The 24,081-nt window shown below is 73.0% G+C and carries 20 protein-coding genes; 7 read left to right on the top strand and 13 right to left on the bottom strand.

Annotation, left to right across the window (positions count from 1 at the left end; all coding sequences use genetic code 11):
- Positions 1–14: 14 nt before the first annotated feature.
- Entirely contained in the window at positions 15–1,454 is a 1,440-nt protein-coding gene (locus tag V4Y03_RS21465; protein WP_332435943.1) for an NAD(P)H-quinone dehydrogenase, read from the bottom strand.
- A gap of 227 nt (positions 1,455–1,681) precedes the next feature.
- Here V4Y03_RS21465 and V4Y03_RS21460 point away from each other — a divergent pair, with 227 nt between their 5' ends.
- The 4 genes from V4Y03_RS21460 to V4Y03_RS21445 all read left to right on the top strand — a co-directional run bounded on the left by V4Y03_RS21460 (position 1,682) and on the right by V4Y03_RS21445 (position 6,439).
- Positions 1,682–2,119 (top strand): gamma-glutamylcyclotransferase, encoded by a 438-nt coding sequence (locus V4Y03_RS21460; protein WP_317874135.1) that lies wholly within the window; start codon positions 1,682–1,684, stop codon positions 2,117–2,119.
- A gap of 168 nt (positions 2,120–2,287) precedes the next feature.
- Complete coding sequence (locus V4Y03_RS21455) at positions 2,288–3,091, top strand: purine-nucleoside phosphorylase (RefSeq protein ID WP_332435942.1); 804 nt, start codon at positions 2,288–2,290, stop codon at positions 3,089–3,091.
- A gap of 348 nt (positions 3,092–3,439) precedes the next feature.
- Positions 3,440–5,092 carry a phospho-sugar mutase gene (locus V4Y03_RS21450; RefSeq protein ID WP_332435941.1) on the top strand — a complete coding sequence of 551 codons (1,653 nt, stop codon included), beginning with the start codon at positions 3,440–3,442 and terminating at the stop codon, positions 5,090–5,092.
- A gap of 165 nt (positions 5,093–5,257) precedes the next feature.
- Positions 5,258–6,439 (top strand): hypothetical protein, encoded by a 1,182-nt coding sequence (locus tag V4Y03_RS21445; protein WP_332435940.1) that lies wholly within the window; start codon positions 5,258–5,260, stop codon positions 6,437–6,439.
- 6 nt (positions 6,440–6,445) lie between these two features.
- On the opposite strand, the gene V4Y03_RS21440 is transcribed toward V4Y03_RS21445, so the two are convergent.
- The 12 genes from V4Y03_RS21440 to V4Y03_RS21385 form a co-directional block, all read right to left on the bottom strand.
- Positions 6,446–7,252: a phosphate ABC transporter ATP-binding protein gene (locus V4Y03_RS21440; RefSeq protein ID WP_317878297.1), complete on the bottom strand. Its 807-nt coding sequence runs from the start codon at positions 7,250–7,252 to the stop codon at positions 6,446–6,448.
- A 55-nt stretch (positions 7,253–7,307) separates the two neighbouring features.
- On the bottom strand, positions 7,308–8,183 hold the full coding sequence (locus V4Y03_RS21435; protein WP_332435939.1) for a class E sortase: 876 nt from the start codon (positions 8,181–8,183) through the stop codon (positions 7,308–7,310).
- A complete protein-coding gene (locus tag V4Y03_RS21430; protein ID WP_332435938.1) occupies positions 8,180–9,409 on the bottom strand; it encodes a hypothetical protein in 1,230 nt (409 codons plus the stop codon). The genes V4Y03_RS21435 and V4Y03_RS21430 overlap by 4 nt, the downstream gene beginning before the upstream one ends.
- A 137-nt stretch (positions 9,410–9,546) precedes the next feature.
- Positions 9,547–10,521, bottom strand: a complete 975-nt coding sequence (locus V4Y03_RS21425; protein WP_317878294.1) for a substrate-binding domain-containing protein — start codon at positions 10,519–10,521, stop codon at positions 9,547–9,549.
- Between the two features lie 131 nt (positions 10,522–10,652).
- Positions 10,653–13,193, bottom strand: coding sequence for a hypothetical protein (locus V4Y03_RS21420; RefSeq protein ID WP_332435937.1), 2,541 nt, complete (start codon positions 13,191–13,193; stop codon positions 10,653–10,655).
- Positions 13,190–14,983, bottom strand: a complete 1,794-nt coding sequence (gene pstS / locus V4Y03_RS21415) for a phosphate ABC transporter substrate-binding protein PstS (RefSeq protein ID WP_332435936.1) — start codon at positions 14,981–14,983, stop codon at positions 13,190–13,192. The genes V4Y03_RS21420 and pstS overlap by 4 nt, the downstream gene beginning before the upstream one ends.
- The gene (pstA, locus tag V4Y03_RS21410) at positions 14,980–16,179 is read right to left on the bottom strand and encodes a phosphate ABC transporter permease PstA (RefSeq protein WP_332435935.1); all 1,200 of its coding nucleotides are present in this window, start codon (positions 16,177–16,179) and stop codon (positions 14,980–14,982) included. The genes pstS and pstA overlap by 4 nt, the downstream gene beginning before the upstream one ends.
- A 13-nt stretch (positions 16,180–16,192) precedes the next feature.
- Positions 16,193–17,263, bottom strand: a complete 1,071-nt coding sequence (gene pstC / locus V4Y03_RS21405) for a phosphate ABC transporter permease subunit PstC (protein WP_332435934.1) — start codon at positions 17,261–17,263, stop codon at positions 16,193–16,195.
- 78 nt (positions 17,264–17,341) lie between these two features.
- A complete protein-coding gene (locus tag V4Y03_RS21400; protein WP_332435933.1) occupies positions 17,342–17,713 on the bottom strand; it encodes a DUF1508 domain-containing protein in 372 nt (123 codons plus the stop codon).
- Between the two features lie 143 nt (positions 17,714–17,856).
- Positions 17,857–18,537: a PH domain-containing protein gene (locus V4Y03_RS21395; protein ID WP_332435932.1), complete on the bottom strand. Its 681-nt coding sequence runs from the start codon at positions 18,535–18,537 to the stop codon at positions 17,857–17,859.
- A gap of 34 nt (positions 18,538–18,571) precedes the next feature.
- Positions 18,572–19,216, bottom strand: coding sequence for a class F sortase (locus V4Y03_RS21390; RefSeq protein ID WP_332435931.1), 645 nt, complete (start codon positions 19,214–19,216; stop codon positions 18,572–18,574).
- Between the two features lie 158 nt (positions 19,217–19,374).
- The gene (locus V4Y03_RS21385) at positions 19,375–20,496 is read right to left on the bottom strand and encodes a hypothetical protein (RefSeq protein WP_332435930.1); all 1,122 of its coding nucleotides are present in this window, start codon (positions 20,494–20,496) and stop codon (positions 19,375–19,377) included.
- 251 nt (positions 20,497–20,747) lie between these two features.
- Here V4Y03_RS21385 and deoC point away from each other — a divergent pair, with 251 nt between their 5' ends.
- Genes deoC through V4Y03_RS21370 form a run of 3 tightly spaced genes read left to right on the top strand, consistent with a single transcriptional unit; the run spans position 20,748 to position 24,071 of the window.
- On the top strand, positions 20,748–21,737 hold the full coding sequence (gene deoC, locus V4Y03_RS21380; RefSeq protein WP_332435929.1) for a deoxyribose-phosphate aldolase: 990 nt from the start codon (positions 20,748–20,750) through the stop codon (positions 21,735–21,737).
- A 5-nt stretch (positions 21,738–21,742) separates the two neighbouring features.
- Positions 21,743–23,179, top strand: a complete 1,437-nt coding sequence (locus V4Y03_RS21375; RefSeq protein WP_332435928.1) for an aldehyde dehydrogenase family protein — start codon at positions 21,743–21,745, stop codon at positions 23,177–23,179.
- Positions 23,172–24,071, top strand: a complete 900-nt coding sequence (locus V4Y03_RS21370; RefSeq protein ID WP_317875132.1) for an aldehyde dehydrogenase family protein — start codon at positions 23,172–23,174, stop codon at positions 24,069–24,071. The genes V4Y03_RS21375 and V4Y03_RS21370 overlap by 8 nt, the downstream gene beginning before the upstream one ends.
- Positions 24,072–24,081: the final 10 nt, after the last annotated feature.

Raw genomic sequence — 24,081 nt, 5'->3', positions numbered from 1 at the left:
GCCCGCCCCGAGGGTTACGCCTCGCCCGCCGACTTACGGGTGTGCAACTGCCGTGCCACTTCCGCGATCGAACCCGACAGGGAGGGGTACACGGTGAAAGCATTTGCGATCTGTTCGACCGTCAGATTGTTGTCGACCGCGATCGAGATCGGATGGATCAGTTCGCTCGCCTTCGGCGCGACGACACAGCCGCCGACCACGATGCCGGTGCCCGGACGGCAGAAGATCTTGACGAAGCCGTCCCGGATGCCCTGCATCTTCGCGCGCGGGTTGCGCAGCAGCGGCAGCTTGACGACCCTCGCGTCGATCTTGCCCGCGTCCACGTCGGCCTGGGTGTAGCCGACGGTGGCGATCTCCGGGTCGGTGAAGACGTTCGACGAGACCGTCTTCAGGTTCAGCGGGGCCACCGCGTCGCCGAGGAAGTGGTACATCGCGATACGGCCCTGCATGGCGGCCACCGAGGCGAGCGCGAAGACACCGGTGACGTCACCGGCCGCGTAGACGCCGGGGGCGCTCGTACGGGAGACCTTGTCGGTCCAGATGTGACCGGATTCCTTCAGCCTGACCCCGGCCTCCTCCAGGCCCATCCCGGCCGAGTTCGGGATCGCGCCGACCGCCATCAGGCAGTGCGTGCCCGAGATGACGCGGCCGTCCGCGAGGGTGACCTCGACCCGGTCGCCGACCCGCTTGGCGGACTCGGCGCGGGAGCGGGCCATGACGTTCATGCCGCGGCGGCGGAAGACGTCCTCCAGGACGGCCGCCGCGTCCGGGTCCTCGCCCGGAAGGACGCGGTCGCGGGAGGAGACCAGGGTGACCCGGGAGCCGAGGGCCTGGTAGGCGCCGGCGAACTCGGCGCCGGTGACACCGGAACCGACCACGATGAGCTCCTCGGGGAGCTCCTTGAGGTCGTAGACCTGCGTCCAGTTGAGGATGCGCTCGCCGTCCGGCTTGGCGTCCGGCACCTCGCGGGGGTGGCCGCCGGTCGCGATCAGCACGGCGTCCGCGGTCAGCGTCTCCTCCGTGCCGTCCGCGGCGGTGACGATCACCTGGCGGGAGCCGTCCATGGCCTGCCGGCCGGAGAGCCGGCCACGGCCGCGCAGCACCCGGGCGCCGGCCCGGGTGACGGAGGCGGTGATGTCGTGCGACTGGGCCAGCGCGAGGCGCTTCACCCGTCGGTTGACCTTGCCGAGGTCCACACCGACGACGCGGGCGGCCTGCTCGATGTGCGGGGTGTCGTCCGCGACGATGATGCCCAGCTCCTCGTAGGAGGAGTCGAAGGTGGTCATCACCTCGGCGGTGGCGATCAGGGTCTTGGAGGGGACGCAGTCGGTCAGGACGGACGCGCCGCCGAGGCCGTCGCAGTCGACGACGGTCACCTCCGCGCCGAGTTGGGCGCCCACCAGGGCCGCCTCGTATCCGCCGGGTCCGCCGCCGATGATCACGATCCGGGTCACTGGGATCTACGCCTCGCGCTCTCGTTCTGCCGGGGGGTCCCCCCGCTGGGATGCAGTGCGTACGCCATTGTCCCGCACGCTTCAAGTGCGTACCCCATTCTCGCGCACGCCCGGCGCGGTCTCACGCCGGGGCCTCCGAAGGGGTGCGCGGCGCCCCGCGGGCGTACCCCACGGCCGCCACCTCGGAGTTCGCCGGACACCCCGCCCCCTCCCGTACCCTCGGTCCCATGTCGCTCTACGCCGCTTTCGCCGGCAACCTCGACGCGCGGCTGATGAGCCGCCGCGCACCGCACTCCCCGCTGCGCGGCACCGGCTGGCTGAACGGCTGGCGGCTCACCTTCGGCGGCGAGCAGATGGGCTGGGAGGGGGCGCTGGCCACCATCGTGGAGGCCCCCCGGTCGCAGGTCTTCGTCGCGCTGTACGACATCGCGCCCATGGACGAGGAGTCCATGGACCGCTGGGAGGGCGTCGGCCTGGACATCTACCGCCGGATGCGGGTCCGGGTGCACACCCTGGACGGCGAGGAGCCGGCCTGGGTGTACGTGCTCAACGCCTACGAGGGCGGGCTGCCCTCCGCGCGGTACCTGGGCGAGGTCGCCGACGCGGCCGAGTCGGCGGGCGCACCGCACGACTACGTGATGGAGTTGCGCAAGCGGCCCTGTTGATCCGCCGGAGGCGGTCGCCCCGTCCGTTCGTCGGAAACGACAAGACAACGATCGCATGTCCGTCGGCATCGTCATCTACGCGCGTAGGCATTCTCCGGCTACGCTTCTGCGCGTAACAAATCCGTCCGGGGCGCACCTCGGACCACCCTCCCCGAGGCGAGAGAGTCAGTGAACGCAACTGCCACCCCGTACGAGGCCGCCGAGGCCGCTGCCGCACGTCTTCGCGAGCTGACCGGAGTCGAGAACCACGACGTCGCCCTGGTCATGGGCTCGGGCTGGGCGCCCGCCGTCGACGCGCTCGGTGCCCCCGAGGCCGAGTTCCCCGTCACCGACCTTCCCGGCTTCCCGCCGCCCGCCGTCGAGGGCCACGGCGGCAAGATCCGCTCGTACAAGATCGGTGAGAAGCGCGCGCTGGTCTTCCTCGGCCGCACCCACTTCTACGAAGGCCGCGGCGTCGCCTCCGTCGCCCACGGCGTCCGCACGGCCGTCGCCGCCGGCTGCAAGACGGTCATCCTCACCAACGGCTGCGGCGGCCTGCGCGAGGGCATGCGCCCCGGGCAGCCCGTCCTCATCAGCGACCACCTCAACCTGACGGCCGCCTCGCCGATCGTCGGCGCGAACTTCGTCGACCTCACCGACCTGTACTCGCCGCGGCTGCGCGCGCTGTGCAAGGAGGTCGACGAGACGCTGGAGGAGGGCGTCTACGTCCAGTTCCCCGGCCCGCACTACGAGACCCCGGCCGAGATCAACATGGTCCGCGTCATGGGCGGCGACCTCGTCGGCATGTCCACCGTCCTGGAGGCCATCGCCGCGCGCGAGGCCGGCGCGGAGGTCCTCGGCATCTCCCTGGTCACCAACCTGGCGGCGGGGCTCTCGGGCGAGCCGCTGAACCACGAGGAGGTCCTGCAGGCGGGGCGGGACTCGGCCGCGCGGATGGGCGAGCTGCTGACGCGGGTCCTGGACCGGATCTGAGTTCCTCCGGCGCCCCTCGCACCGCTCGGCCCCCAGGGGCCGAGCGGGCTTCGGAGCGCTGCGGCGGCCTCCGGCCGCCGGTCGGCCCCTGACCCCCGGCCTGCCGCTGCGCGGGGCTTCTCCCCCATCCCTCTCCTTCCCGTAACCGGGTCTCCGCCCCGGACCCCGCGCCTCGGACGCCGACGAGGCTGAATTTTCGGCCCGCCCGGCGTTCGAGGGCACGGCCGCAGGCCGTACGGGGGGTCCGGGGGCCTGCCCCCGGTTACGGGAAGGGGAGGGGTGGGGAAAGGCTTCGCGCAGCGGCGCACCGTTCGTAACCTCCCGCCCGCCCACCCCGAAAGGCACACCGTGACGCAGGACGATCTCCTCACCCGGGCCCAGGCATGGCTCGCCGAGGACCCCGACAGCGAGACCCGCGAGGAGCTCGCGAAGCTCATCGAGGCGGGCGCGACCGACGACCTCGCCGCCCGTTTCGCCGGCACGCTCCAGTTCGGCACCGCCGGACTCCGCGGTGAGATCGGCGCCGGGCCCATGCGGATGAACCGCTCCGTCGTCATCCGCGCCGCCGCCGGCCTCGCCGCGTACCTCAAGGCGAAGGGCCAGGACGGCGGCCTGGTCGTCATCGGCTACGACGCCCGCTACAAGTCCGCCGACTTCGCCCGCGACACCGCCGCCGTGATGACCGGCGCCGGGCTGCGCGCCGCGCTGCTCCCCCGCCCGCTGCCGACGCCCGTCCTGGCGTACGCCATAAGGCATCTGGGTGCCGTCGCCGGCGTCGAGGTGACCGCGAGCCACAACCCGCCCCGCGACAACGGTTACAAGGTCTACCTGGGCGACGGCTCGCAGATCGTGCCGCCCGCCGACGCGGAGATCGCCGCCGAGATCGACGCGATCCGCTCGCTGCACGACGTGCCCCGCCCCGAGACCGGCTGGGAGACCCTCGGCGACGAGGTCCTCGACGCCTATCTGGAGCGTACGGACGCCGTCCTGACCGCCGGTTCCCCCCGCACCGCGCGGACCGTCTACACGGCCATGCACGGCGTCGGCAAGGACGTCCTGACCGCCGCCTTCGCCCGCGCCGGCTTCCCGCCGCCCGCGCTGGTCGCCGCGCAGGCCGAGCCCGACCCCGCCTTCCCGACGGTCGCCTTCCCCAACCCGGAGGAGCCGGGCGCCATGGACCTCGCCTTCGAGGCCGCCCGCGCCGTGGACCCCGACCTGGTCATCGCCAACGACCCGGACGCCGACCGCTGCGCCGTGGCCGTGCCCGACGCCTCGGTCACCGGCGGCTGGCGGATGCTCCGCGGCGACGAGGTGGGCGCGCTGCTCGCCGCGCACCTGGTGCACAAGGGCGCCACGGGCGTCTTCGCCGAGTCGATCGTGTCGTCCTCGCTGCTCGGCCGGATCGCACAGGCCGCGGGCGTCGGCTACGAGGAGACGCTGACCGGCTTCAAGTGGATCGCCCGTGTCGACGGCCTGCGGTACGGCTACGAGGAGGCGCTCGGCTACTGCGTCGACCCCGAGGGCGTCCGCGACAAGGACGGCATCACGGCGGCGCTGCTCGTCACCGAGCTGGCCTCGGTGCTCAAGGAGCAGGGCCGGACGCTGACGGACCTCCTCGACGACCTGGCGGTGGCGCACGGACTGCACGCCACGGACCAGCTGTCGGTGCGGGTCGAGGACCTGAGCGTCATCGCGAACGCCATGGCGGCGCTGCGCGAGCGCCCGCCGGTGTCGCTGGCCGGTCTGACGGTGGTCTCGGCGGAGGACCTGACGAAGGGCACCGAGTCGCTGCCGCCCACGGACGGGCTGCGCTACCACCTGGAGGGCGCGTACAAGGCCCGGGTGATCGTCCGCCCGAGCGGTACGGAGCCCAAGCTGAAGTGCTACCTGGAGGTCGAGGTGCCGGTCGCCGCGGCGGTCGACCTCGCGCCGGCCCGCGCGAAGGCCTCGGAGCTGCTGGTCGCGATCAAGCGGGACCTCTCGGCGGCGGCGGGGCTCTGACCCGCCGAAGCGCGAGCGAGGGGGCCGGTACGGAAGCGATTCCGTACCGGCCCTTTCGCGTTCTCCGCGGTCCCGTCCCCTTCCTTCGCCCGTCCGGGTGAACCCCGTACGGCACGTGACGTAAGACGGGGCCCGCACGCCGGGGGCGCACGCCAGGGTGACCCGGTGTCCGTCACCCCCCTGCCGTCCGTGCCCGCCACCCGTACCCCCGGACCCGCCCCGGGCCGGTCCGCACGGTCCGCCCGCCCGGCCCCCCGGTTCGGCGCGCTGCGGCACGCCGCCCCCGCGCTGCTCGGGTATCTGGCGGTACGGCTGCTGGGCCTCGCGGTGCTCACCCGCTGGGCGCATCTGAAGGGGCACGGGCTGCTGCCGCTGCTCGCCGGGTCCTGGGACTCGCTCTGGTACCTGGACATCGCGGGTCACGGATACACGGCGGAGCCCTCGTACCCCCGGAACCTGGCGTTCTTCCCGCTCTTCCCCGGGCTGGTCCGGGCGCTGTCGGCGGTGCTCCCCGGCTCCCGTGCCGCGCTCGCGCTCGGGCTGGCCGTGGTCTGCTCGCTGGCCGCCGCCTGGGGGATCTTCGCGGTCGGCGACCGGCTGCGGGGACGCCGTACGGGCACGGTCCTCGTGGTCCTGTGGGGTGCCTCGCCGGTGGCCGCGGTGCAGTGGACGGCCTACACGGAGTCGCTGTTCACGGCGCTCGCCGCCTGGGCGCTGTTCGCGGTGCTCGACGGGCGCTGGGCGTGGGCGGCGGGGCTCGCGGTCGCCGCCGGGCTCACCCGGCCGACGGGGCTCGCGGTGGCGGCGGCGGTGTCCGCGGCGGGGCTGCTCGCCGCCCGGCGTGGCGAGGGCCGCGCCCTGGCCGCCGCCCTCGTCGCCCCGCTGGGCTGGCTCGGGTACGTCGGCTGGGTGGGGCTCGTACGGGGGCGCTGGGACGGCTACTTCGAGGTGCAGCGGCTGTGGGGGAACCAGTGGGACGGCGGCGCGATGACCCTGCGGGCGCTGCGCAAGTACCTGGTCTACACCCAGTACGAGCCGTTCTTCCTGTCCGTCGTGTCGGTGGTGCTGCTGCTCTCGGCCGGGCTCTTCCTGTGCTGTCTCGCCGACCGGCAGCCGCTGCCGCTGCTGGTGTTCACGGGGGTGCTGCTGCTGGTGGTGCTCGGCAGCGGCGGGGTGTGGTTCCCCCGGGCCCGCTTCCTGCTGCCGGGCTTCCCGCTGCTGCTGCCGCTCGCGTCGGGGATCGTCCGGGCCCGGCGGCCGGCCGCCGCCCTCGTGCTCACGGGGGCGGCGCTCTCCTCGGCGTGGCTGGGCGGCCACATGCTCCTGGTGTGGGACGGGGCGCCCTGAACAGGGTCAGCCGAAGCGGCCGTTGACGTAGTCGGCGGTGCGCGGGTCGACCGGGGAGCCGAACACGGTCTCCGTGGGCCCGTGTTCGACGATCACGCCGGGGGTGCCCTGTTCGGCGAGGAAGAAGGCGCAGGAGTCGGAGACCCGGGCCGCCTGCTGCATGTTGTGGGTGACGATGACGACGGTGACCTCGGACTTCAGCTCGGCGATGGTCTCCTCGACGCGCCGGGTGGAGGTCGGGTCGAGGGCCGAGCAGGGCTCGTCCATGAGCAGCACCCGGGGGCGGACGGCGAGCGAGCGGGCGATGCAGAGCCGCTGCTGCTGGCCGCCGGAGAGCGCCCCGCCGGGCTGCCGCAGCCGGTCCCTCACCTCGCGCCAGAGTCCGGCCTTGGTGAGGCACTCCTCGACGAGGTCGTCCTTGGCCTCCTTGCCCGCGCGGATGCCGCCGAGTTTCAGGCCGGCGAGGACGTTCTCGTACAGCGACATGGCGGGGAACGGGTTGGGCTTCTGGAAGACCATGCCGATCTCGCGGCGGGCGTGGGTGATGCGGCGGCCCCGGTCGTAGATGTCGGCGCCGTCGAGAAGGACCCGGCCGGCGAGCGAGGCGGTGCCGGTGAGTTCGTGCATCCGGTTGAGGATGCGCAGGAAGGTCGACTTGCCGCAGCCCGAGGGGCCGATGAGGGCGGTGACCTCGCGGGCGGGCATGGCGAGGGAGACCCGGTCGAGGACTTTGCGGTCGCCGAACCAGGCGGAGACGGCCTCGGCTTCGAGGGCGGCGGCCCGGGACGGGGCCGCCGGTCCGGTGCCCGGCACGGGCGGCAGGGTGACGGTGTCGGCGAGATCGGTCACGGTGTGGACTCCACAGCGGTCAGAGGAGGTTGGGGAGGAGACGGGTCAGCTCGCCGGAGACGAGGACGCCGAGGGCGACGAGGACGGGCACGGCGGTGACCCAGGCCTGCCGGGCGCCCCAGCGGCGGCGGGCGAACACGGCGAGCAGGGCGGCGAGGAGCAGCGCCTGCGCGCCGAGGAAGATCCCCGGCCAGGCGTCGGGGTCGCCCGCGAGGGGCTTCTCGGCCGCCGTGATCCAGCCGGGGCGCAGCGGCCGGGGCGGGCTGGGCCGCGCGGTGCCGAGCAGCTTGGCGTCGATGCGGACGACGTCCTCGGGGGTGTACGCGCCGCCGCTCGCGGTCATCAGAGTGAGCCGTCCCTGGCCGGCGCCGAGGGCCGCCGGGTTGGGGTCGCCGGGGTGGCGGACGCCGGTCACCTCGTACACGGCCTCGCCCTGTCCTGTGGTGACCTCGATGCGGGCGCCGTCGGGCAGCCGGTGCACGTCGTTGAAGGGGCTGCCGTACCCCCATCTGCGGCCCATGACGACGCTGGTCCCGGCCTGGCCGGGCAGGGCCGTGTCGCGGCGGTGGCCGGGGCCCGACATCAGGACCTCGGAGGTGGTGCCCTCGGCGACGACCTCGCGCAGGCCGAGCGCGGGGATGCGGATCAGGGCCACCGGGGCGCCGGGGACGAGCGGCTTGCCGTCGTAGGTGAGCTGCCCCACCGGGGCGGTGCCGAGGGCGAGTTGCTCGCGCAGTTCGTCGTAGGCGGTGGACTGGTCGCGGGCGTGCTGGAGGTGGCCGAGGACGGTGAGGTTGGCGGCGAAGCCGATGAGCAGCGCCGCGAGCACGGACAGCGCCGCCCCGGCCAGGGCGAGCCCGGCGCGGGGGGCGGTGGGTGGCGGTGCGGTCGTCACGGGCGGGCGCCGCCCTTGCGGCGGCGGGTCTGGATGACGGCCGCCGCGCCGAGGAGGCAGAGCGCGAGCGAGCCGAGGGCGGCGGACGCGGCGGTGGAGCCGGTGGCGGCGAGGGAGCCGTTGCCGCCGTTGGTGGTGGTGCCGCCGGTGGAGCCGGAGCCGCTGTCGCCGCCGGAGGTGCCGGAGCCGCCCGAGGTGTCCGTACCGCCGGAGGTGCCGCTGCCGCCGGTGGAGTCGGTCGCGGTCGGCGTGGGGCCGGTGCTGTCCGTGGGGGTGGGCTCGTCGGTCGGCTCGTCGGTGGGTCCGTCCGTCGGCCCGTCGGTGGGCTCGCCCGTCGGGGTGCCGGTGGGGGTGGGCTCACCGGTCGGTGTGCCGGTCGGGGTGCCGGTCGGGGTCGGGGTGGTGGCCGGGCCCGCGGTGAACACGGCGAGGTACGAGGCGGCGGTGTACGCGGCGGGGTCGGCCGGCGTGAACTGCGCCAGGACCGCCATGTCCAGGTTGACGGTGTCGGGCATGGTGGCGGTCACCTCCGCCTTGCCGTCGACGAGTTCCTTCGTCCCCAGCTCCACGGGCTCGCCGTTGCTGTCGAGGGTGAGGAAGGTGACCGTACCGGCCGCGCTCGCCGGCTGGACCTCGGCCCGGACCGGGTAGGGGCGGCCGGCGGGCGGGAGGGCGCTGTCGGTGGAGACCGTCAGGTTGGTCGCCTGCTGGCCGACGGCCGCCCAGTCGTCCCCGGTGACCTCGATCAGCTGGGAGAAGTACTCGGCCCGCGTCTCCGCGTCCGCCGTCTCGCAGAAGAGCCGCAGCTCGTACCGGCCGTCCATGGGCCCGGAGGGCACGATCTCGCGCAGCCGCTCCTGGAGGGTGCCGAAGCCGGCGCCGGAGGCGCCGAGGGTGCCGGATATCGGGGTGGTGCCGAGCGGGCCGCCGGGCACGACCTCGGCGATGGGGGCGGTGAGGGTCGGGTCGCCGGGGTTGACGAGGGCGAGGACGCCCTTGACGTACGGCTTCGCGGCATCGGCGGGCGTGGGGCAGGGGCCGGCGGCGGTGAGCGAGACCGGCCCGGCCGCGAGGGTGCCGGAGGCGGGGGTGAGCGTGAAGGTGCCGTGCCGGGTGAGGGCGGAGGCGGGCGTGGACATGGCCAGGACGATCGCCAGCGTGCCGCAGAGGAGGGCGAGCGCCGTGAGCATGGCCACGGGTGATCTGAGGGGTGCGACCGGGTTCATGGGGTGGAGTTCCTCCGAGGCGGGGCGGGGCCGGGTGGTGACCGGTGACGGTTCGTGGTGATCGCTGCTGCGGGATACGCCGGGGGGCCGGGCACCCGAGGGTGCCCGGCCGGTGTGCGGTCAGGGGAGCCTGGTGATCAGCGCTCGCCCTTGAGGGTGGTGGTGCCGCAGTCGGCGCCGAGGGTGCCGAAGCCGTAGTTGGTGATCGTGGTGCCGGCGGCGCAGACCTTGGAGGCCGAGCCGACGAACGTCTGGGCGATCGTGGCGTTGGTGAGCTTCGCCGTCGGGACGACGTTGTAGACGTCGCGCTTGATGCTGAAGAGCGGGTTCAGCGTCTTGTCGGTGTTGCGCGGGGCGACACCGGCGACGGAGCCGAGCACGGCGGCGCCGCGGCGGTCCGTGACGACGGCCTTCTCCTGCGCCGTGTACTGGGCGACGGAGTAGGGCGCGATGTCACCGGCGCTGTCGAGGACGGTGCCGTCGTTCTCCTGGACGCCCTGCTGGACGCAGGTGCCCGGGGTGGTCACGCCGATGGAGGAGAGGAAGAACTGACGCGTGCCGGAGTTGGCCTGCGGCAGGATCGGGGTGAGGGCCACGCCGTTGAGGGACGTGGTGGTGCACTCGTAGACGGCCTTCAGCTGGGCCACCGTCAGGTCGGCGGGCAGCGCGCTGTCGGAGCGCTTCACCCAGGACACCGCGTCCTTGGCGAAGGGGATCCAGGTGAGGTCCGTGGTGCTGTTGTCGACCGGGCCGCGCGAGGAGCGGGCGAAGTCGAGGCAGCCGGAGTTGGTGTCCACGGCGTTGCGCAGGGCGTCGATGCCGCCCGAGGAGCCGTTGGGCCGGTTGATCACACAGCCGGTCGCCTTGGTCTTGACGGTGGCGGTGCCGGTGGCGTCCCAGGACGCGATGATCTTCTGGCCGAAGGCGTTCACGACCACGTTGCCGAGGCCGTTCACGACGTCCTGGGTCGTGTCGGAGCCGACGCCGGCGAGCGTGCGGTACTGGGTGACCGGGCTGGGGTCGGCCTGCGCGGCGGGGGCGAGGGCGACACCGAGACCGAGGGCGGCCACACCGAGGGCGGCACCGATACGAGCGCGGGACTTGACGTTCACTTCTGATCTCCTCCGTGGAAACGGATGCCATGGAATGGACGCACAAGCAAAATCCGGATTTCTTTATCCGGCCGGTCCGTCGACCGGCCGGGAACAACAATTCCGTACGGCGAAGGCGGCGACCACCACTTTCAGCCGCTCTTCAGGTTACGAATTCCTGTCCTAGGTGAATCCGAGGGAATCCGGCGACGCCCGGCGATTCCCAGGACGACGGGTCCCGCGAGGCCCGCGAGGCCGCCGGCGACGAGGACCGCGAGGAGGACCCAGCGGACGACGCCGAGGACCTGGGAGGGGGTGCTGCCGGTGTCGGCGAGCCGCTCGGCGGTGGAGCCGCCGGAGCCGCCCGCGCCGCCGGACGCGCCGCTCGCGCCCGTGGTGCCGGAGCCGCCGGCCGCGCCGGTCCCGCCGGAGGAGCCCGCCGCGCCCCCGCCGGCCGTACCGCCGGAGCCGCCGCCCGTGGCGCCGCCCGTCCCCGTACCGCCGGAGTCCCCGGAACCGCCCGTGGCGGAGCCGGTGCCCGTCGACGAGCCGGAACCGGAGTCCGTCCCCCCGGTGGTGCCGGGACCCGACGGCGTGCCGCGCTCCAGCCGGCCGGCCGCGGCCACGGTCTGCGCCTTCAGCTTCGCGGGCAGCGGGGCGTAGCCCAGGGGCAGCTCACCGGGGGCGGTGCCCTGCTTCTGTCCGGGTCCCGCCGCGTACCGCAGCACGCGCGCGTAGTCCCGGCGGGCGTCCGCCGGGAGGGCGGTGGAGGCCGCCGCGTAGGTGACGACCGTCAGCGGGTAGGCGCCCTTCCTGGCCCGGGTCGGGTCGGGGGCGAGGACGCCGGGGACGGCCGAGTCCTTGAGCTGCCCGACCGCTTCGAGCAGGGACGGGGTGCTGGGCCGGACGAAGTTGCCGTCGGCGTTCGGCAGGGCGGCGATCTGGAGCTGGTAGCGGGCGGCCGTGGCGGCGTCGACGATGCCGTAGGCGCGCCGGCCGCCGGGGCGGATGTCGCTGCTGACGAGCTTCAGCTCGTTGGTCACGGTGTCGGTGGCCACCTGGTCCTTGGCCCCGTTGGTGCCCCGCCGGACCCAGCGTGCGGCGTCGTGCATGTCGAGGGCGTACGGCGAGCGGTCGACCTGGCCGTACTTGATGGCCTTCGGCGGCAGCACGAGTTCCGTTTCCGTGGGGTCCGCCTTCATGAATTCGTCGGAGCCCGCCGTGGCGAGCCCGAGATTCTTGAAGTAGGGGTTGATCTTCGTTCCCCAGGGGTCCGGATTTCCGGCCAGGAAGGCGCGCGCATCCCGGTCGGCGCGCAGATAGTCCCAGATGACCCGGGCGCTGTCGGAGCGGTCGGCGGCGACCATGATTCCGCCGGGGTAATTCTGGGGGGCCTGCGGGAACCGGGTGAACTCCGGATTCAGTTCCAGGAATTCCTGGTCGCGGAGGACGGACTCCGGGTTGCCCTTGAGGTGGTCGGGGACGGGCGCGGTGTTGCTGAGCAGCCGGACGTCGTACGGGTAGGAGGCGGTGAGCAGTTTCGCCAGGAGCCGGGGGTTCAGTTTCAGGTCCCTGACGAGGCCGATGCTGTCCGCCTCCCAGTACAGGCCGACGGCGAGCCCGTTGACGGCGACGGGCGCGTGGACGAAGCCCGCCTTCTCGCCGCCCTCCACCGGCTGGACCGTGAAGGCGAGGCCCGGCGAGGTGGCGGTCGGACTGAGCAGGTTGCCCCGGGCCAGGTCCTCGCCGCGCTGGGTGAAGGTGAAGCGGGTGGTGCCCTCGGCGCAGAGCGCGGACTGCCAGGAGGTGAGGGCGTCGGTGACCAGCTCGGAGCCGGTCATGCGGCGCTCCTCCTTGTCGGCGGGGCAGGCCTCGCGGACCGGAAGGAAGTCGAGCGGGAAGACGATCCGCTGGTTCCAGTTGGTGGTGGAGAGGGCGGAGGTGACCGGGCGTCCGTTGGTGCCGGGGGTGCCGTTCGGGTCGTGGGAGCCGCGGGGCACGACGACGAGCCAGCAGCCGCGGCCCCGGACGTCCGCGCCCGTGCCGACGGGGTCGCCGCAGCCGAGGTGCGGGGCCTCCCGGGTGGTCTGGAGGCTCACGGCCGCCTCGCCGGTGCCGTCGGGCTGGGTGGCGGCGAAGAACTCCTCGTTGGTGTCGCCGGAGCTGAAGTAGGTCCAGTCGGTGGGCTTGGTCGTCGGCGGGCCGGAGACGGGGGTGAAGGGCACGAACGGATCGGTGGTCTGCCCGGGGTACTCCGGGCTGGGGATCTCCGCGGCGTACTGCTTCTCCAGCGGGTCGGAGCCGACCGGGAGGAGGCGGCTGCCGACGAAGGCGCCGAAGTCGGAGCCCTTGCTCCCGGCGCCGAACTGGCACTGCTCCCGCTTCGGTCCGGCCGGGTCGTCGCCCCAGCACTGCATGATCTGGAGGTAGTCGGTGTTGTAGCCCTGGGTCGGCTTCCCGCCCTTCCAGGTCACCTTGAGGCCCTGGGCCCGCAGGTTCCTGGTCTGGTGGACGGTGACCTCAAGGCCGGAGAAGTCGTCGTACGGGCCCTTGGTGCCGCGTTTCGTCAGCGCCGAGCCGTCGGGCCCGGCAGCCGCCGCCGCGGGCCCCGAGGGCAGCGGCAGCAGGGCGAGGACGACGGCGGCGAGCAGGGCGCCGATGCCGGCGCCCCGCCTTCGGGCTGCGGGCTTCATCGGGTGCCTCCCTGGCGCCGGGCGCGGGCGGTGAGGGCGCGCCCGACGAGCGGCGGGCCGACGACGGTGGCGAGGAGCAGGATCACGGAGAGGGCCATGAGGACCCCGCGCAGGCCGCCGCCGGTCTCGGCGGCGAGGGTGACCGGGGTGCCGACGATGCCGGTGCCGGAGTCCCCTCCGCCGGTGGCGCCGTTGCCGCCGCCCGCGTCCCCGGCGAGGACCTCGCCGGTGTCGGGGTCGACGGCTCCGCCGCCGGTGCCGCCGCCGGAGGCCGAGCCGGCCCCGGCGGCCGTACCGCCACCGCTGGAACCGCCGTTGCCGGTACCGGAGTTGGTGGCGGAGCCGGTGCCGCCGCCGGAACCGCCGGTGGTGGAGCCGTCGTTGGCGCCGGAGCCCTGGGTGCCGCCGGCCGTGGAGCCGTTCGCGTTCCCGCTGCCGCCCGTGGAGCCGCCACCGGCGGCCGAACCACCGTTGTTCACCGGGGTGTTCGAGCCGCGTGCGCCACCCGTCCCGTCCCCGCACTGGGTCGCGCCGCGCTTGTCGCAGGCCTTCGGCATGGGTGCGTTCCTGGCGAGGGTGTTGGTGCCGTCCGCCGAGAAGGTGGGGTTGCGGCAGCCGGACAGGTCGACGGCGCCGGTGGGCGCCCCGGGTATCCGGCGCACCTGCTCGAAGCCCGCCTGGACGAGGTTCTTCGGCAGCGGCGAGTAGCCGAGCTCCTCGGCCTGCTGCTGGCCCTCGCAGAGGAAGTAGCGGGCGAAGGTGCCGATCGAGCGGCCCTTGTCGCGGGTGTGCGGGGCCGTCTCGGTGGTGGGGACGACCATGTAGCTGTAGCTGGAGAGCGGGTAGCCGCGGCGGTCGTTGGTGCGGTAGACGCCGTCGAGGATCTGGGTGAGGTAGTCGGTCGAGTTCTTGTCGTCGTTGATCCGGGCCCTGAGCAGGGCGACGGCGACGCTGGAGGCGGTCGGTTCGACGTAGTACCCGGCGGAGTTGAGGATCTTGGCGACCGGGAAGTGGGCGTTGATCGCGTACGAGTACTCGACGTAGGTGATGGCCCCCTCGCCCTGCGGCTGGCGGACGTGGGCGGAGACGCCGAGGGAGCCGGACTTGGCGACGGTGGTGGTGCCGGGCACCACCGGGAAGTACGAGGTCATGCCGCAGGGCGTGTCACGGCCGGCCCGCCGGCAGTAGTCGTTCCAGACGGCGCCCTGCTCCTTGGCGAGCCAGGTGGTGAACTGGGCGGTGGTGCCCGAGCCGTCGGAGCGCACCACGGGGACGATGCGGCGCGCGGGGAGGGTGAGGCCGGGGTTGTCGGCCTTGATCTCGGGCGCGTTCCACATGGTCAGCCGGCCGGTGAAGATCCTCGCGAGGACGGGTCCGGAGAGGCGCAGGTTGGTGACCTGGCGGCCGCTGATCCGCAGGTTGTACATGAAGGCGGTGCCACCGGCGACGATCGGCATGTACGCGTAGCCGCGGCGGGGCGGCACATCGGTGGCGTTGCCGTCCTTGAGGCCGTACGGGATCTCGGAGACGGCGAAGTCGACGGTGCCGTTCTTGAACTGCTCGCGGCCCTGGGAGGAGCCGTTGGCGTTGAAGTTGACGGTCAGTCCGGTGTTGGCGCCGATGTTGCGGCGCCACTGCTCGACGGCGTTGGAGCTCCAGGTGGAGCCGGACCCGGTGATCTTGGTGTAGCCGGCGGCCTGTGCGGCGGGCGGCTGGACGAGCAGGGCGAGCAGCGCGCACAGGACGGCGGCGAGGCCCAGCAGGGTGCGGGTGGCGGACACGGCTCTCACGGCGTACTCCTCGGCGATACGGGTGCGGATCGTTCCGCGCGGGCGGCGTCGCGACGGGACGCCTCGGCCCGGCGCCGCTCCTGGCGCTTCGTCAGCTGTCCGGGGCCTCGCCCGCCCGCGATCCGGGCGAGGACGAAGAGGAGCAGGACGAGCAGCATGAGGACGGCGGCGGTGCCGAAGCCGCGGGCGATCATGTTCGGTTCGGGCGACTTGACGAGCTCGAAGGTGGCGAGCGGCAGGGAGACCTGGGCGCCGGAGGTCGGCAGGGCGTTCAGCTCGGCGGTGAAACCGGCGGTGAGCAGCACGGGCGAGGTCTCCCCCACCCCGCGCGCGGTACCGAGGATCACGGCCGTGGTGAGCCCCGAGCGGGCGGTGGGCAGCACCACGTGCCAGACGGTGCGCCAGCGCGAGGACCCCATGGCGTACGAGGCCTCCCGCAGCGTGCCGGGGACCAGCCGGATGACGACGTCGGCGGCGCGGATGATGATCGGCAGCATCATCACGGAGAGGGCCAGGGAGGCGGCGAGGCCGGAGCGCTCCATGCCGAGGCCGAGGATGACGGTCGCGTAGACGAAGAGGCCCGCGACGATCGAGGGCAGCGCCGTCATGGCCTCGACGACGGTGCGGACGAGGCGGGCGAAGGCACCCGGCACCTCGGTGAGGAAGACCGCGCAGACGATGCCGGTGGGCACGGTGAGCGCGAGGGCGATGCCGACCTGTTCGAGGGTGCCGACGACGGCGTGCAGGATGCCGCCGACGTCGAGCGGTTCGAGGGGGCCCGCAAGGCTCATGTCCTGGGTGAAGAAGTTGAGGTGGACCAGGGCCTCGCGGCCCTCCCAGAGGGTGAAGGCGACGACGAAGACGAGGACGGTGAGGAGCACGAGACCGAAGGTGCGGACGACGACGCCCGCGATCCGGTCGCGTACGGCGGGCCCGTCCTCGTCGAAGGAGACGAGCAGCGCGTAGAGCCCGAGGAAGAGGACGTACGCGACGAGGGCGAAGCCGACGGTGCCGCTGAAGGGCAGCAGGCGGGCGAAGACCAGCCAGGTGAGGGCGAGCGAGGCGGCGGCGGCGCCGAGCACGGCGTACACGTCGGAGGCGCGCAGGCTGCCGGTGGTCCGGCGGTGTTCGGGTCCGGGCGGCGGGGACTTCTCGGCGGGCGGGCGCAGCCGCGGCCGCTCCGGGGCGATGGTCATGTGGTTTCCCCTGTTACGCGTCGCTGGTGGCGCCGGAGCGGCTGCGGGCGACGATGGACGAGGCGGCGAAGTTGACGATCAGGGTCATGACGAAGAGCGCGAAGCCGGCCGCCATCAGGGCGGACATCCCGAAGGGCGTGGCCTCGCCGTAGCGCAGGGCGATGAGGGAGGACACCGAGCTGGTGCCGGTCTGCAGGACGTGCCACTGGACGGTGAAGACCTGCGAGATGACCATGTAGACGGCGATGGTCTCGCCGAGGGCGCGGCCGAGGCCGAGCATGGTGCCGCCGATCATGCCGCCCTTGCCGAAGGGCAGGACGACGCTGCGGATCATGCCCCAGCGGGTGGCGCCGAGCGCGTAGGCGCCCTCGCGTTCGCCGGCGGGGGCCTGGGAGAAGACCTCGCGCATGATCGAGCAGATGATCGGCGCGACCATCATGGCGACGACGAGGCCGGCGACGAAGGTGGACGAGGTGTAGACGGTGGGCGGGGCCAGCGGGTCGTCCGGGTCGGCGCCGTCGACCCGCAGGAACGGGATCCAGCCGAGGTAGGTGGCGATCCAGCGGGCGATCGGGAGGATCGACTCCTCCAGCCAGAAGACGCCCCACAGGCCGTAGACGACGGAGGGCACGGCGGCCATCAGGTCGACGGTGGAGACGAGGGTGCGGCGCAGCCGGGGCGGCGCGTACTCGGAGATGTAGAGCGCGGCCCCGGTGGCGAGCGGGACGGCCACGACGATCGCGACGAGCGCGATGAGGACGGTGCCGAGGAGGACGGCCGCGATCCCGAAGCGTCCGCCGTCCGGTTCCCAGGTCTCGGTGCTGAGGAAGGCGAGGCCGGCGCGGTCGAGGGCCTGCCAGGCGCGGTGCAGCAGGAAGCCGCCGACGAGGAGCATGACCGCGAGGACGAGGCCGCCGCCGGTGCGGGCGACGGCGCGGAAGACCCGGTCGGGGAGGCCGGGGTCGGCGTGCAGCCGTCTCGGCGTGTCGGTCGGCGGGTCCGCCGGGCCGCCGGACGGCGGGGTGCCGGTCGGCGGTCCCCCGGGCGGCGGGCCGGGCGGCGGGTCAAGGGTCTCGGTCGTCACGGGAAGGACGTAAGTCCCGCCCGGTGGACATGCGCGCCACTCGATGTGAACGAGGGGCGTGCGCGGGGCAACTTCCGTTCACCGTAAGGCTGTTGAGGCCCATCCGGGGCCTTCTTCGGCGATCAGCGCTCGGAACCGCGCATAGGCGGTACGGCAGGTGGAATGGCGCTCGTAGGAGCGTCCGGAGAGGGCGGCGGTACGCCCTTCCGCGTCGCGCAGCAGCCATACCCAGCCGTTGCCGCCCGCGGTGTGCTGTACCCCGCCGGCCAGGGCCGTGTGCCCGGCGCACAGCGCGGCGAAGGCCGCCCGGCACCCGGCGTGGTCGTCGTAGCAGCCCCCCGACCGCGCGACGACCCTTCCGTTCTGGGCGACGAGTCGCCACCCGTAGCGCCCGTCGGCCCCCATGTCGACCAGACAGCGCGTTCCGGACACACCGGTGCCCTTGGTCATCGCCCCCACCCCCACAGTCTCGGCAAGCGCAATCTATTGAGACGGGGGTGACTGTTGGGTGCTAAACCAATTGCGCGATGGCACGCTTCACCGGGCCGTTGCCCCTAGGACACCGGCCCCCGGCGGACACCGTCGAGAACCGGTCAGCCTGTCGCGATCAGGATGATCAGGAGCAGCAGTCCGGCCACCGCGGGACCGACGATCTCGTACGCCCAGCGCACCCGCACCTCGCCCCGCGCCCCCGGGTTCCCGGCGTGCAGCGAGGCCAGCTCGCGCAGATCGGCGACGGTCTGGTCGGTGGGCGCCGTCCGGGAGGCGCTGTCCCGTACGTCGGCGGCGGTGGACGTACGGCCGTGCGGATCGTCCTGGGAGGCACGGGCGGCCCGGCGGGCCGCCTTCTTGCGCTGGCGCAGCGAGACGGGGACCGCCCACAGCTGGTACTTGGCGCCCTCCTGCGTGAAGACCTCGCTGGAGTAGCCGGCCCTGATGTCCGCGACGGCCGCCCAGGGCAGGGTGATCGACCGGAACGGGTTGCGGACCCGGAGCCGGTGGTCGTTGGCGTACACGGCCGGCCGGATCGTGAACGCCACGATCAGCGGTACGGCGAGCAGGAGACCCGCGAGCGCGATCCAGGGCGACCGGCCCTCGCCCCTGACCATCGCGTCACCGGCGAAGAGCGCCGCGAGAAGCAGCAGGAACACCCCGCTCGCGATCCCGAGGGGCGACCGGAAGACCCGATCGGCGAACTCGACGGACGGCTGCTCGGGGATCGACTCGCGACCCGGCTCGCGGCTGGGCTCGGGGGTCGGCTCGGGGGTCGTCATGCCGCCGATTGTGCCTCAGGGGGGCGGCGGGGGCTCAGGCGGCCCGCGCGGCCACGAGGTCCGCGTACAGAATGATGTTGTCGGGGCGGTGGCCGTCGGTCAGCTCCCCGCCGCAGGTGACGAGCCGCAGCTCGGGCCCCCGGGTGTCGCCGTACACCTTGGCGGTCGGGAAGTCGTCCTTGTCGACCTGCTCCAGTGCCCTGACGCGGAAGACCGCGGTGGTGCCGTCCGCGCGGGACACGGTGATCTCGTCGCCGACGCGCACCCGGGAGACGTTCTTCAGGACCGCCGGGCCGCGGGCGGTGTCGAAGTGCCCGATGAGGACGGCGGGACCCGTCTCGCCGGGCGTGACGCCCTTGCCGTACCAGCCGATGCGGTCGGCGTCCGCGACCGAGGGCACCTCCACGGTCCCGTCGGCGGCGAGCCCCAGTTCGAGCACCGGCCCGGTGTCGACGCCGGCGGCGGGCACCCGGACCCGGACGGGCAGCGAACGCGCGAGCGGCTTCACGGGCCCGGCGGTCTTCGCGGGTGCGGGCGTGGGCGTGCCGCCGGCCTGCGAGATCCGCGCGGGCGGAGTCTCGGGCACGGCCCCGGCGGAACAGCCGGTGAGCGCGACGAGGGCGGCGAGGAGGAGGGCGGGGGCGGCGGCGGTACGGGAGGGGTGACGGCGACGGTTCACGGGCGGGCTCCGGACGGAGGGGAGGCGCGGAAGGTACGGGAGGTGTACGCGGCCTACGGGATGTACGGGGTGCGGCCGGCCGCCGCGTGGGTGCGGCGACCGGCCTCGGGGTGGGGTGCGCTCCCGCTCGGGTCAAGGGGCGGAGCGTGCGGTACGGATCAGACGCGGGCGGCGGCCCGACGGCGCAGGGCGACGAAGCCGAGCCCGGCGGCGGTGACCGCGGCGGCGCCCGCACCGGCGGCGATCAGGGCGGTGGAGTCGTCGGCGGGAGCGAACTCGGCACCGGCCGCGACGCCGCCCCGCGGGATGACCGAGGTCTGACCGGTGTTGACGGTGGTGTTGCCGTTGCCCGCGGGGACCGTGGTGGCGTCGTTCGTGCCGCAGCCCGTGGGGAGCTTCGGGAAGGCGCGCCAGTACTGCCGCGGCGCCACACTGTCCTGGACGCGCTGGCCGAGGACCGGGGTGGGGGTGTTCGCGCCCTTGATCCGGAGGCCGAAGGCACCCAGGCCGGGGTCGGTGCGGTCGGCGGTCTCCATGACCACACCGTTGGGGTCGAACATGACCGCCTTCGGGCCCTTCCTCAGGTCGTTGGTGAGGACGATCCGCCAGCGCGCGCCGAAGGCCGCGGTGATGACCTCCCGGACGGTGCAGTCACCCGTCTTGACCGGGCCGGAGAGCTCGGGCTGCGGGGTGGCGTAGCAGTTGGCGGGGATCCGCATGAAGGAGTTCCAGCGGAAGGGCGTGTCGCCCCCCTGGGTGCGCTGGCCGAAGCCCGGGTTCCGGGTGTCGGCACCGGTGATCTTGAGACCGACGCGGCTGTCGAACGGGTGGGCCCGGTCGACGCTGCCCTGGATCTTGCCCTCGGGGTCCCGGAGGACGGCCGACGGGCCCTTCTTCAGGTCGTTGACGAGGGTCACCGTCCAGCCCTCACCGAACACCGACGGGAGGACCCACTCGGTGGTGCAGGGCCCGAGCATCTTCGCCGAGCCGACCCGGGGCGCCGTGGAGGCCGGTGCCTTCTCCGTCGGCTGCGCGGAGGGCTTGACCGAGGCCTTCGCGGTCGGCGCCGCCGAGGGCCGACCGGACGGCTGGGCGGACGGCTGGGCGGAGGCCCCGGTGGTCGGCGCCGCGGACTGCTGGGCGGACGGATTCGCACCGGCGGTGGCGATGGCGGCCGGGCCGTCGGCCGCGAAGGCGGCTCCGGCGGTGAGCGCCGGGGTGGTGATCGCGACGCCCGCGAGGAGGGCGACGGCGGTGGCGGTGCGAAGGGCGGTGCGCATAACGACTCCTGGAATTCAGGCAGGTGGATGGGAGAGTCGCATGCCGCTTTTTCTCGGTCCGTCTCTTGTCCGGTGAGGTCTGGCCGGCTGCAGAAAGAAATCTATTGATCTTGCATCCAGGACGTGTCCGCTCCATGTCACGGCCCTGTGACAGGGGTCACCACACCGCCGGACCCCGTGTGACCTCGGGCTCTACGAAGGGACGGCCCTGTACAGGTCGCTACGCGCGTAGATATGCTCGACTGGTGACCATGCCCACCACTGCATCCTCCCCCACGGCCTCCGGCGCGGGTGGTGCCCCCACATCCGCATTCGCCGACGTGACCGCGTCCGACAGTGCGCTGCGCCGCTTCCTCCACGGGCTGCCCGGCGTCGACGCCGTCGGCCTGGAGGCGCGCGCCGCGTCCCTCGGCACCCGCTCGATCAAGACCACGTCCAAGGCGTACGCCATCGACCTGGCCATTTCCATGATCGACCTGACGACGCTCGAAGGCGCGGACACCCCGGGCAAGGTCCGGGCACTCGCCGCCAAGGCCGTCCGTCCCGATCCGACCGACCGTACGACCCCGACGACCGCCGCCGTCTGCGTCTACCCCGACATGGTGGCCACCGCCAAGGCCGCCGTCGCGGGCTCCGGCGTCAAGGTCGCCTCCGTCGCCACCGCCTTCCCGGCCGGCCGCGCCGCCCTCCCGGTGAAGCTCGCCGACACGGCCGACGCCATCGCCGCGGGCGCCGACGAGATCGACATGGTCATCGACCGGGGCGCCTTCCTCGCCGGCCACTACCTCCAGGTCTTCGAGCAGATCGCCGCGATCAAGGCGGAGTGCGGTGACCGCGCCCGCCTCAAGGTGATCTTCGAGACCGGCGAGCTGTCCACGTACGACAACATCCGGCGCGCCTCCTGGCTCGGCATGATGGCCGGCGCGGACTTCATCAAGACCTCGACCGGCAAGGTCGCGGTCAACGCCACCCCGGCCAACACGCTCCTGATGCTGGAGGCCGTGCGCGACTTCCGCGCCCAGACCGGCGTCCAGATCGGTGTGAAGCCGGCCGGCGGCATCCGGAACACCAAGGAAGCCATCAAGTTCCTGGTGCTCGTCAACGAGACCGTGGGCGAGGACTGGCTGGACAACCACTGGTTCCGCTTCGGTGCTTCCAGCCTGCTCAACGACCTGCTGATGCAGCGCCAGAAGCTGGCGACCGGCCGTTACTCCGGCCCCGATTACGTGACGGTGGACTGATCAACATGGCATCTGCATTCGAGTACGCACCGGCGCCCGAGTCCCGGTCCGTCGTCGACATCGCGCCGAACTACGGCCTGTTCATCGACGGCGAGTTCGTCGAGGCCGCCGACGGCAAGGTCTTCAAGACCGTCTCCCCGGCCACCGAGGAGGTCCTGTCCGAGATCGCCCAGGCGGGCGCCGAGGACGTCGACCGCGCCGTCAGGGCGGCCCGGAAGGCCTTCGAGAAGTGGTCGGCGCTGCCCGGCTCCGAGCGCGCCAAGTACCTCTTCCGCATCGCCCGGATCATCCAGGAGCGCAGCCGCGAGCTGGCCGTCCTGGAGACCCTGGACAACGGCAAGCCGATCAGGGAGACGCGCGACGCGGACCTCCCGCTGGTCGCCGCGCACTTCTTCTACTACGCGGGCTGGGCCGACAAGCTCGACCACGCCGGCTACGGGGCGAACCCGAGGCCGCTGGGCGTGGCCGGCCAGGTCATCCCGTGGAACTTCCCGCTGCTGATGCTGGCGTGGAAGATCGCCCCGGCGCTCGCGACCGGCAACACGGTCGTCCTGAAGCCGGCCGAGACGACCCCGCTGACCGCCCTGTTCTTCGCGGACATCTGCCGCCAGGCGGGACTGCCGAAGGGCGTCGTCAACATCCTTCCCGGGTACGGGGAGACGGGCGCCGCGCTGGTCGCGCACCCGGACGTGAACAAGGTCGCCTTCACCGGTTCGACCGCCGTCGGCAAGGCCATCGCGCGCTCGATCGCCGGCACCGACAAGAAGGTCACCCTGGAGCTGGGCGGCAAGGGCGCGAACATCGTCTTCGACGACGCCCCCATCGACCAGGCCGTCGAGGGCATCGTCAACGGCATCTTCTTCAACCAGGGCCAGGTCTGCTGCGCGGGCTCCCGGCTGCTGGTCCAGGAGTCGATCCAGGACGAGCTGCTCGACTCGCTCAAGCGCCGGCTGAGCACCCTGCGGCTCGGCGACCCGCTGGACAAGAACACCGACATCGGCGCCATCAACTCCTCGGAGCAGCTGGCCCGGATCACCTCCCTCGTGGAGCAGGGCGAGGCGGAGGGCGCCGAGCGCTGGACCGCCGCGTGCGAGATCCCGTCGGCCGGTTACTGGTTCGCCCCGACGCTCTTCACGAACGTCACGCAGGCGCACACGGTGGCCCGCGACGAGATCTTCGGCCCGGTCCTGTCGGTGCTGACCTTCCGTACGCCCGACGAGGCCGTCGCGAAGGCCAACAACAGCCAGTACGGCCTGTCGGCCGGCATCTGGTCGGAGAAGGGCTCCCGCATCCTCGCGGTCGCGGGCAAGCTCCGCGCGGGTGTCGTCTGGGCCAACACGTTCAACAAGTTCGACCCGACCTCGCCGTTCGGCGGATACAAGGAGTCGGGCTTCGGCCGCGAGGGCGGCCGTCACGGTCTGGAGGCCTACCTCGATGTCTGAGAAGTCCGAGCAGCGTCTGAGCGTCTTCAAGACCTACAAGCTGTACGTCGGGGGCAAGTTCCCCCGCTCCGAGAGCGGCCGGGTGTACGAGGTGAGCGACTCCAAGGGCAACTGGCTGGCGAACGCGCCGCTCTCCTCCCGCAAGGACGCCCGTGACGCGGTCGTCGCCGCCCGCAAGGCCTTCGGCGGCTGGGCGGGCGCGACCGCGTACAACCGCGGCCAGGTCCTCTACCGCGTGGCCGAGATGCTGGAGGGCCGCCGGGACCAGTTCGTCCGCGAGGTCGCGGAGGCGGAGGGCCTGTCGAAGTCGAAGGCGGCCGTCGTCGTCGACGCGGCGATCGACCGCTGGGTCTGGTACGCGGGCTGGACGGACAAGATCGCCCAGGTCGTGGGCGGCGCCAACCCGGTCGCGGGCCCGTACTTCAACCTGTCGACCCCCGAGCCGACCGGTGTCGTCACGGTCGTGGCCCCGCAGGACTCGTCCTTCCTGGGCCTGATCTCGGTGATCGCCCCGGTGATCGCGACGGGCAACACGGCCGTCGTCATCGCGAGCGAGAAGTCCCCGCTTCCGGCGCTCTCGCTCGGCGAGGTCCTGGCCACCTCCGACCTCCCCGGCGGTGTGGTCAACATCCTGTCCGGCAAGGCCGCCGAGATGGCCCCGCACCTGGCGGCCCACCAGGACGTCAACGCGATCGACCTGACGGGCGCGACCGAGGGCGACCTCGCGCGCGACCTGGAGATCGCGGCGGCGGACAATCTGAAGCGCGTCCTGCGCCCGCGCACCGAGGACTTCGCGGAGTCCCCGGGCACGGACCGCATGACGGCGTTCCTGGAGACGAAGACGGTCTGGCACCCCACGGGCAGCCTGGGCGCGGGCGGCTCTTCGTACTAGGGTCTGTCGT

This window comes from Streptomyces sp. P9-A4 (assembly GCF_036634195.1).
GTDB lineage: Bacteria > Actinomycetota > Actinomycetes > Streptomycetales > Streptomycetaceae > Streptomyces.
The sequence above is the reverse complement of the archived record's forward strand: the minus strand, read 5'-3'. Positions and strand labels throughout refer to the sequence as shown.

Excerpts from the sequence above, each read along its gene's own strand:
- V4Y03_RS21460 (WP_317874135.1), top strand. The coding sequence starts at position 1,682 with ATGTCGCTCTACGCCGCTTTCGCCGGCAACCTCGACGCGCGGCTGATG.
- V4Y03_RS21430 (WP_332435938.1), bottom strand. The coding sequence starts at position 9,409 with ATGAACCCGGTCGCACCCCTCAGATCACCCGTGGCCATGCTCACGGCG.
- V4Y03_RS21420 (WP_332435937.1), bottom strand. The coding sequence starts at position 13,193 with ATGAAGCCCGCAGCCCGAAGGCGGGGCGCCGGCATCGGCGCCCTGCTC.
- pstA (WP_332435935.1), bottom strand. The coding sequence starts at position 16,179 with ATGACCATCGCCCCGGAGCGGCCGCGGCTGCGCCCGCCCGCCGAGAAG.
- V4Y03_RS21400 (WP_332435933.1), bottom strand. The coding sequence starts at position 17,713 with ATGACCAAGGGCACCGGTGTGTCCGGAACGCGCTGTCTGGTCGACATG.
- V4Y03_RS21395 (WP_332435932.1), bottom strand. The coding sequence starts at position 18,537 with ATGACGACCCCCGAGCCGACCCCCGAGCCCAGCCGCGAGCCGGGTCGC.
- V4Y03_RS21385 (WP_332435930.1), bottom strand. The coding sequence starts at position 20,496 with ATGCGCACCGCCCTTCGCACCGCCACCGCCGTCGCCCTCCTCGCGGGC.
- deoC (WP_332435929.1), top strand. The coding sequence starts at position 20,748 with ATGCCCACCACTGCATCCTCCCCCACGGCCTCCGGCGCGGGTGGTGCC.
- V4Y03_RS21375 (WP_332435928.1), top strand. The coding sequence starts at position 21,743 with ATGGCATCTGCATTCGAGTACGCACCGGCGCCCGAGTCCCGGTCCGTC.
- V4Y03_RS21370 (WP_317875132.1), top strand. The coding sequence starts at position 23,172 with ATGTCTGAGAAGTCCGAGCAGCGTCTGAGCGTCTTCAAGACCTACAAG.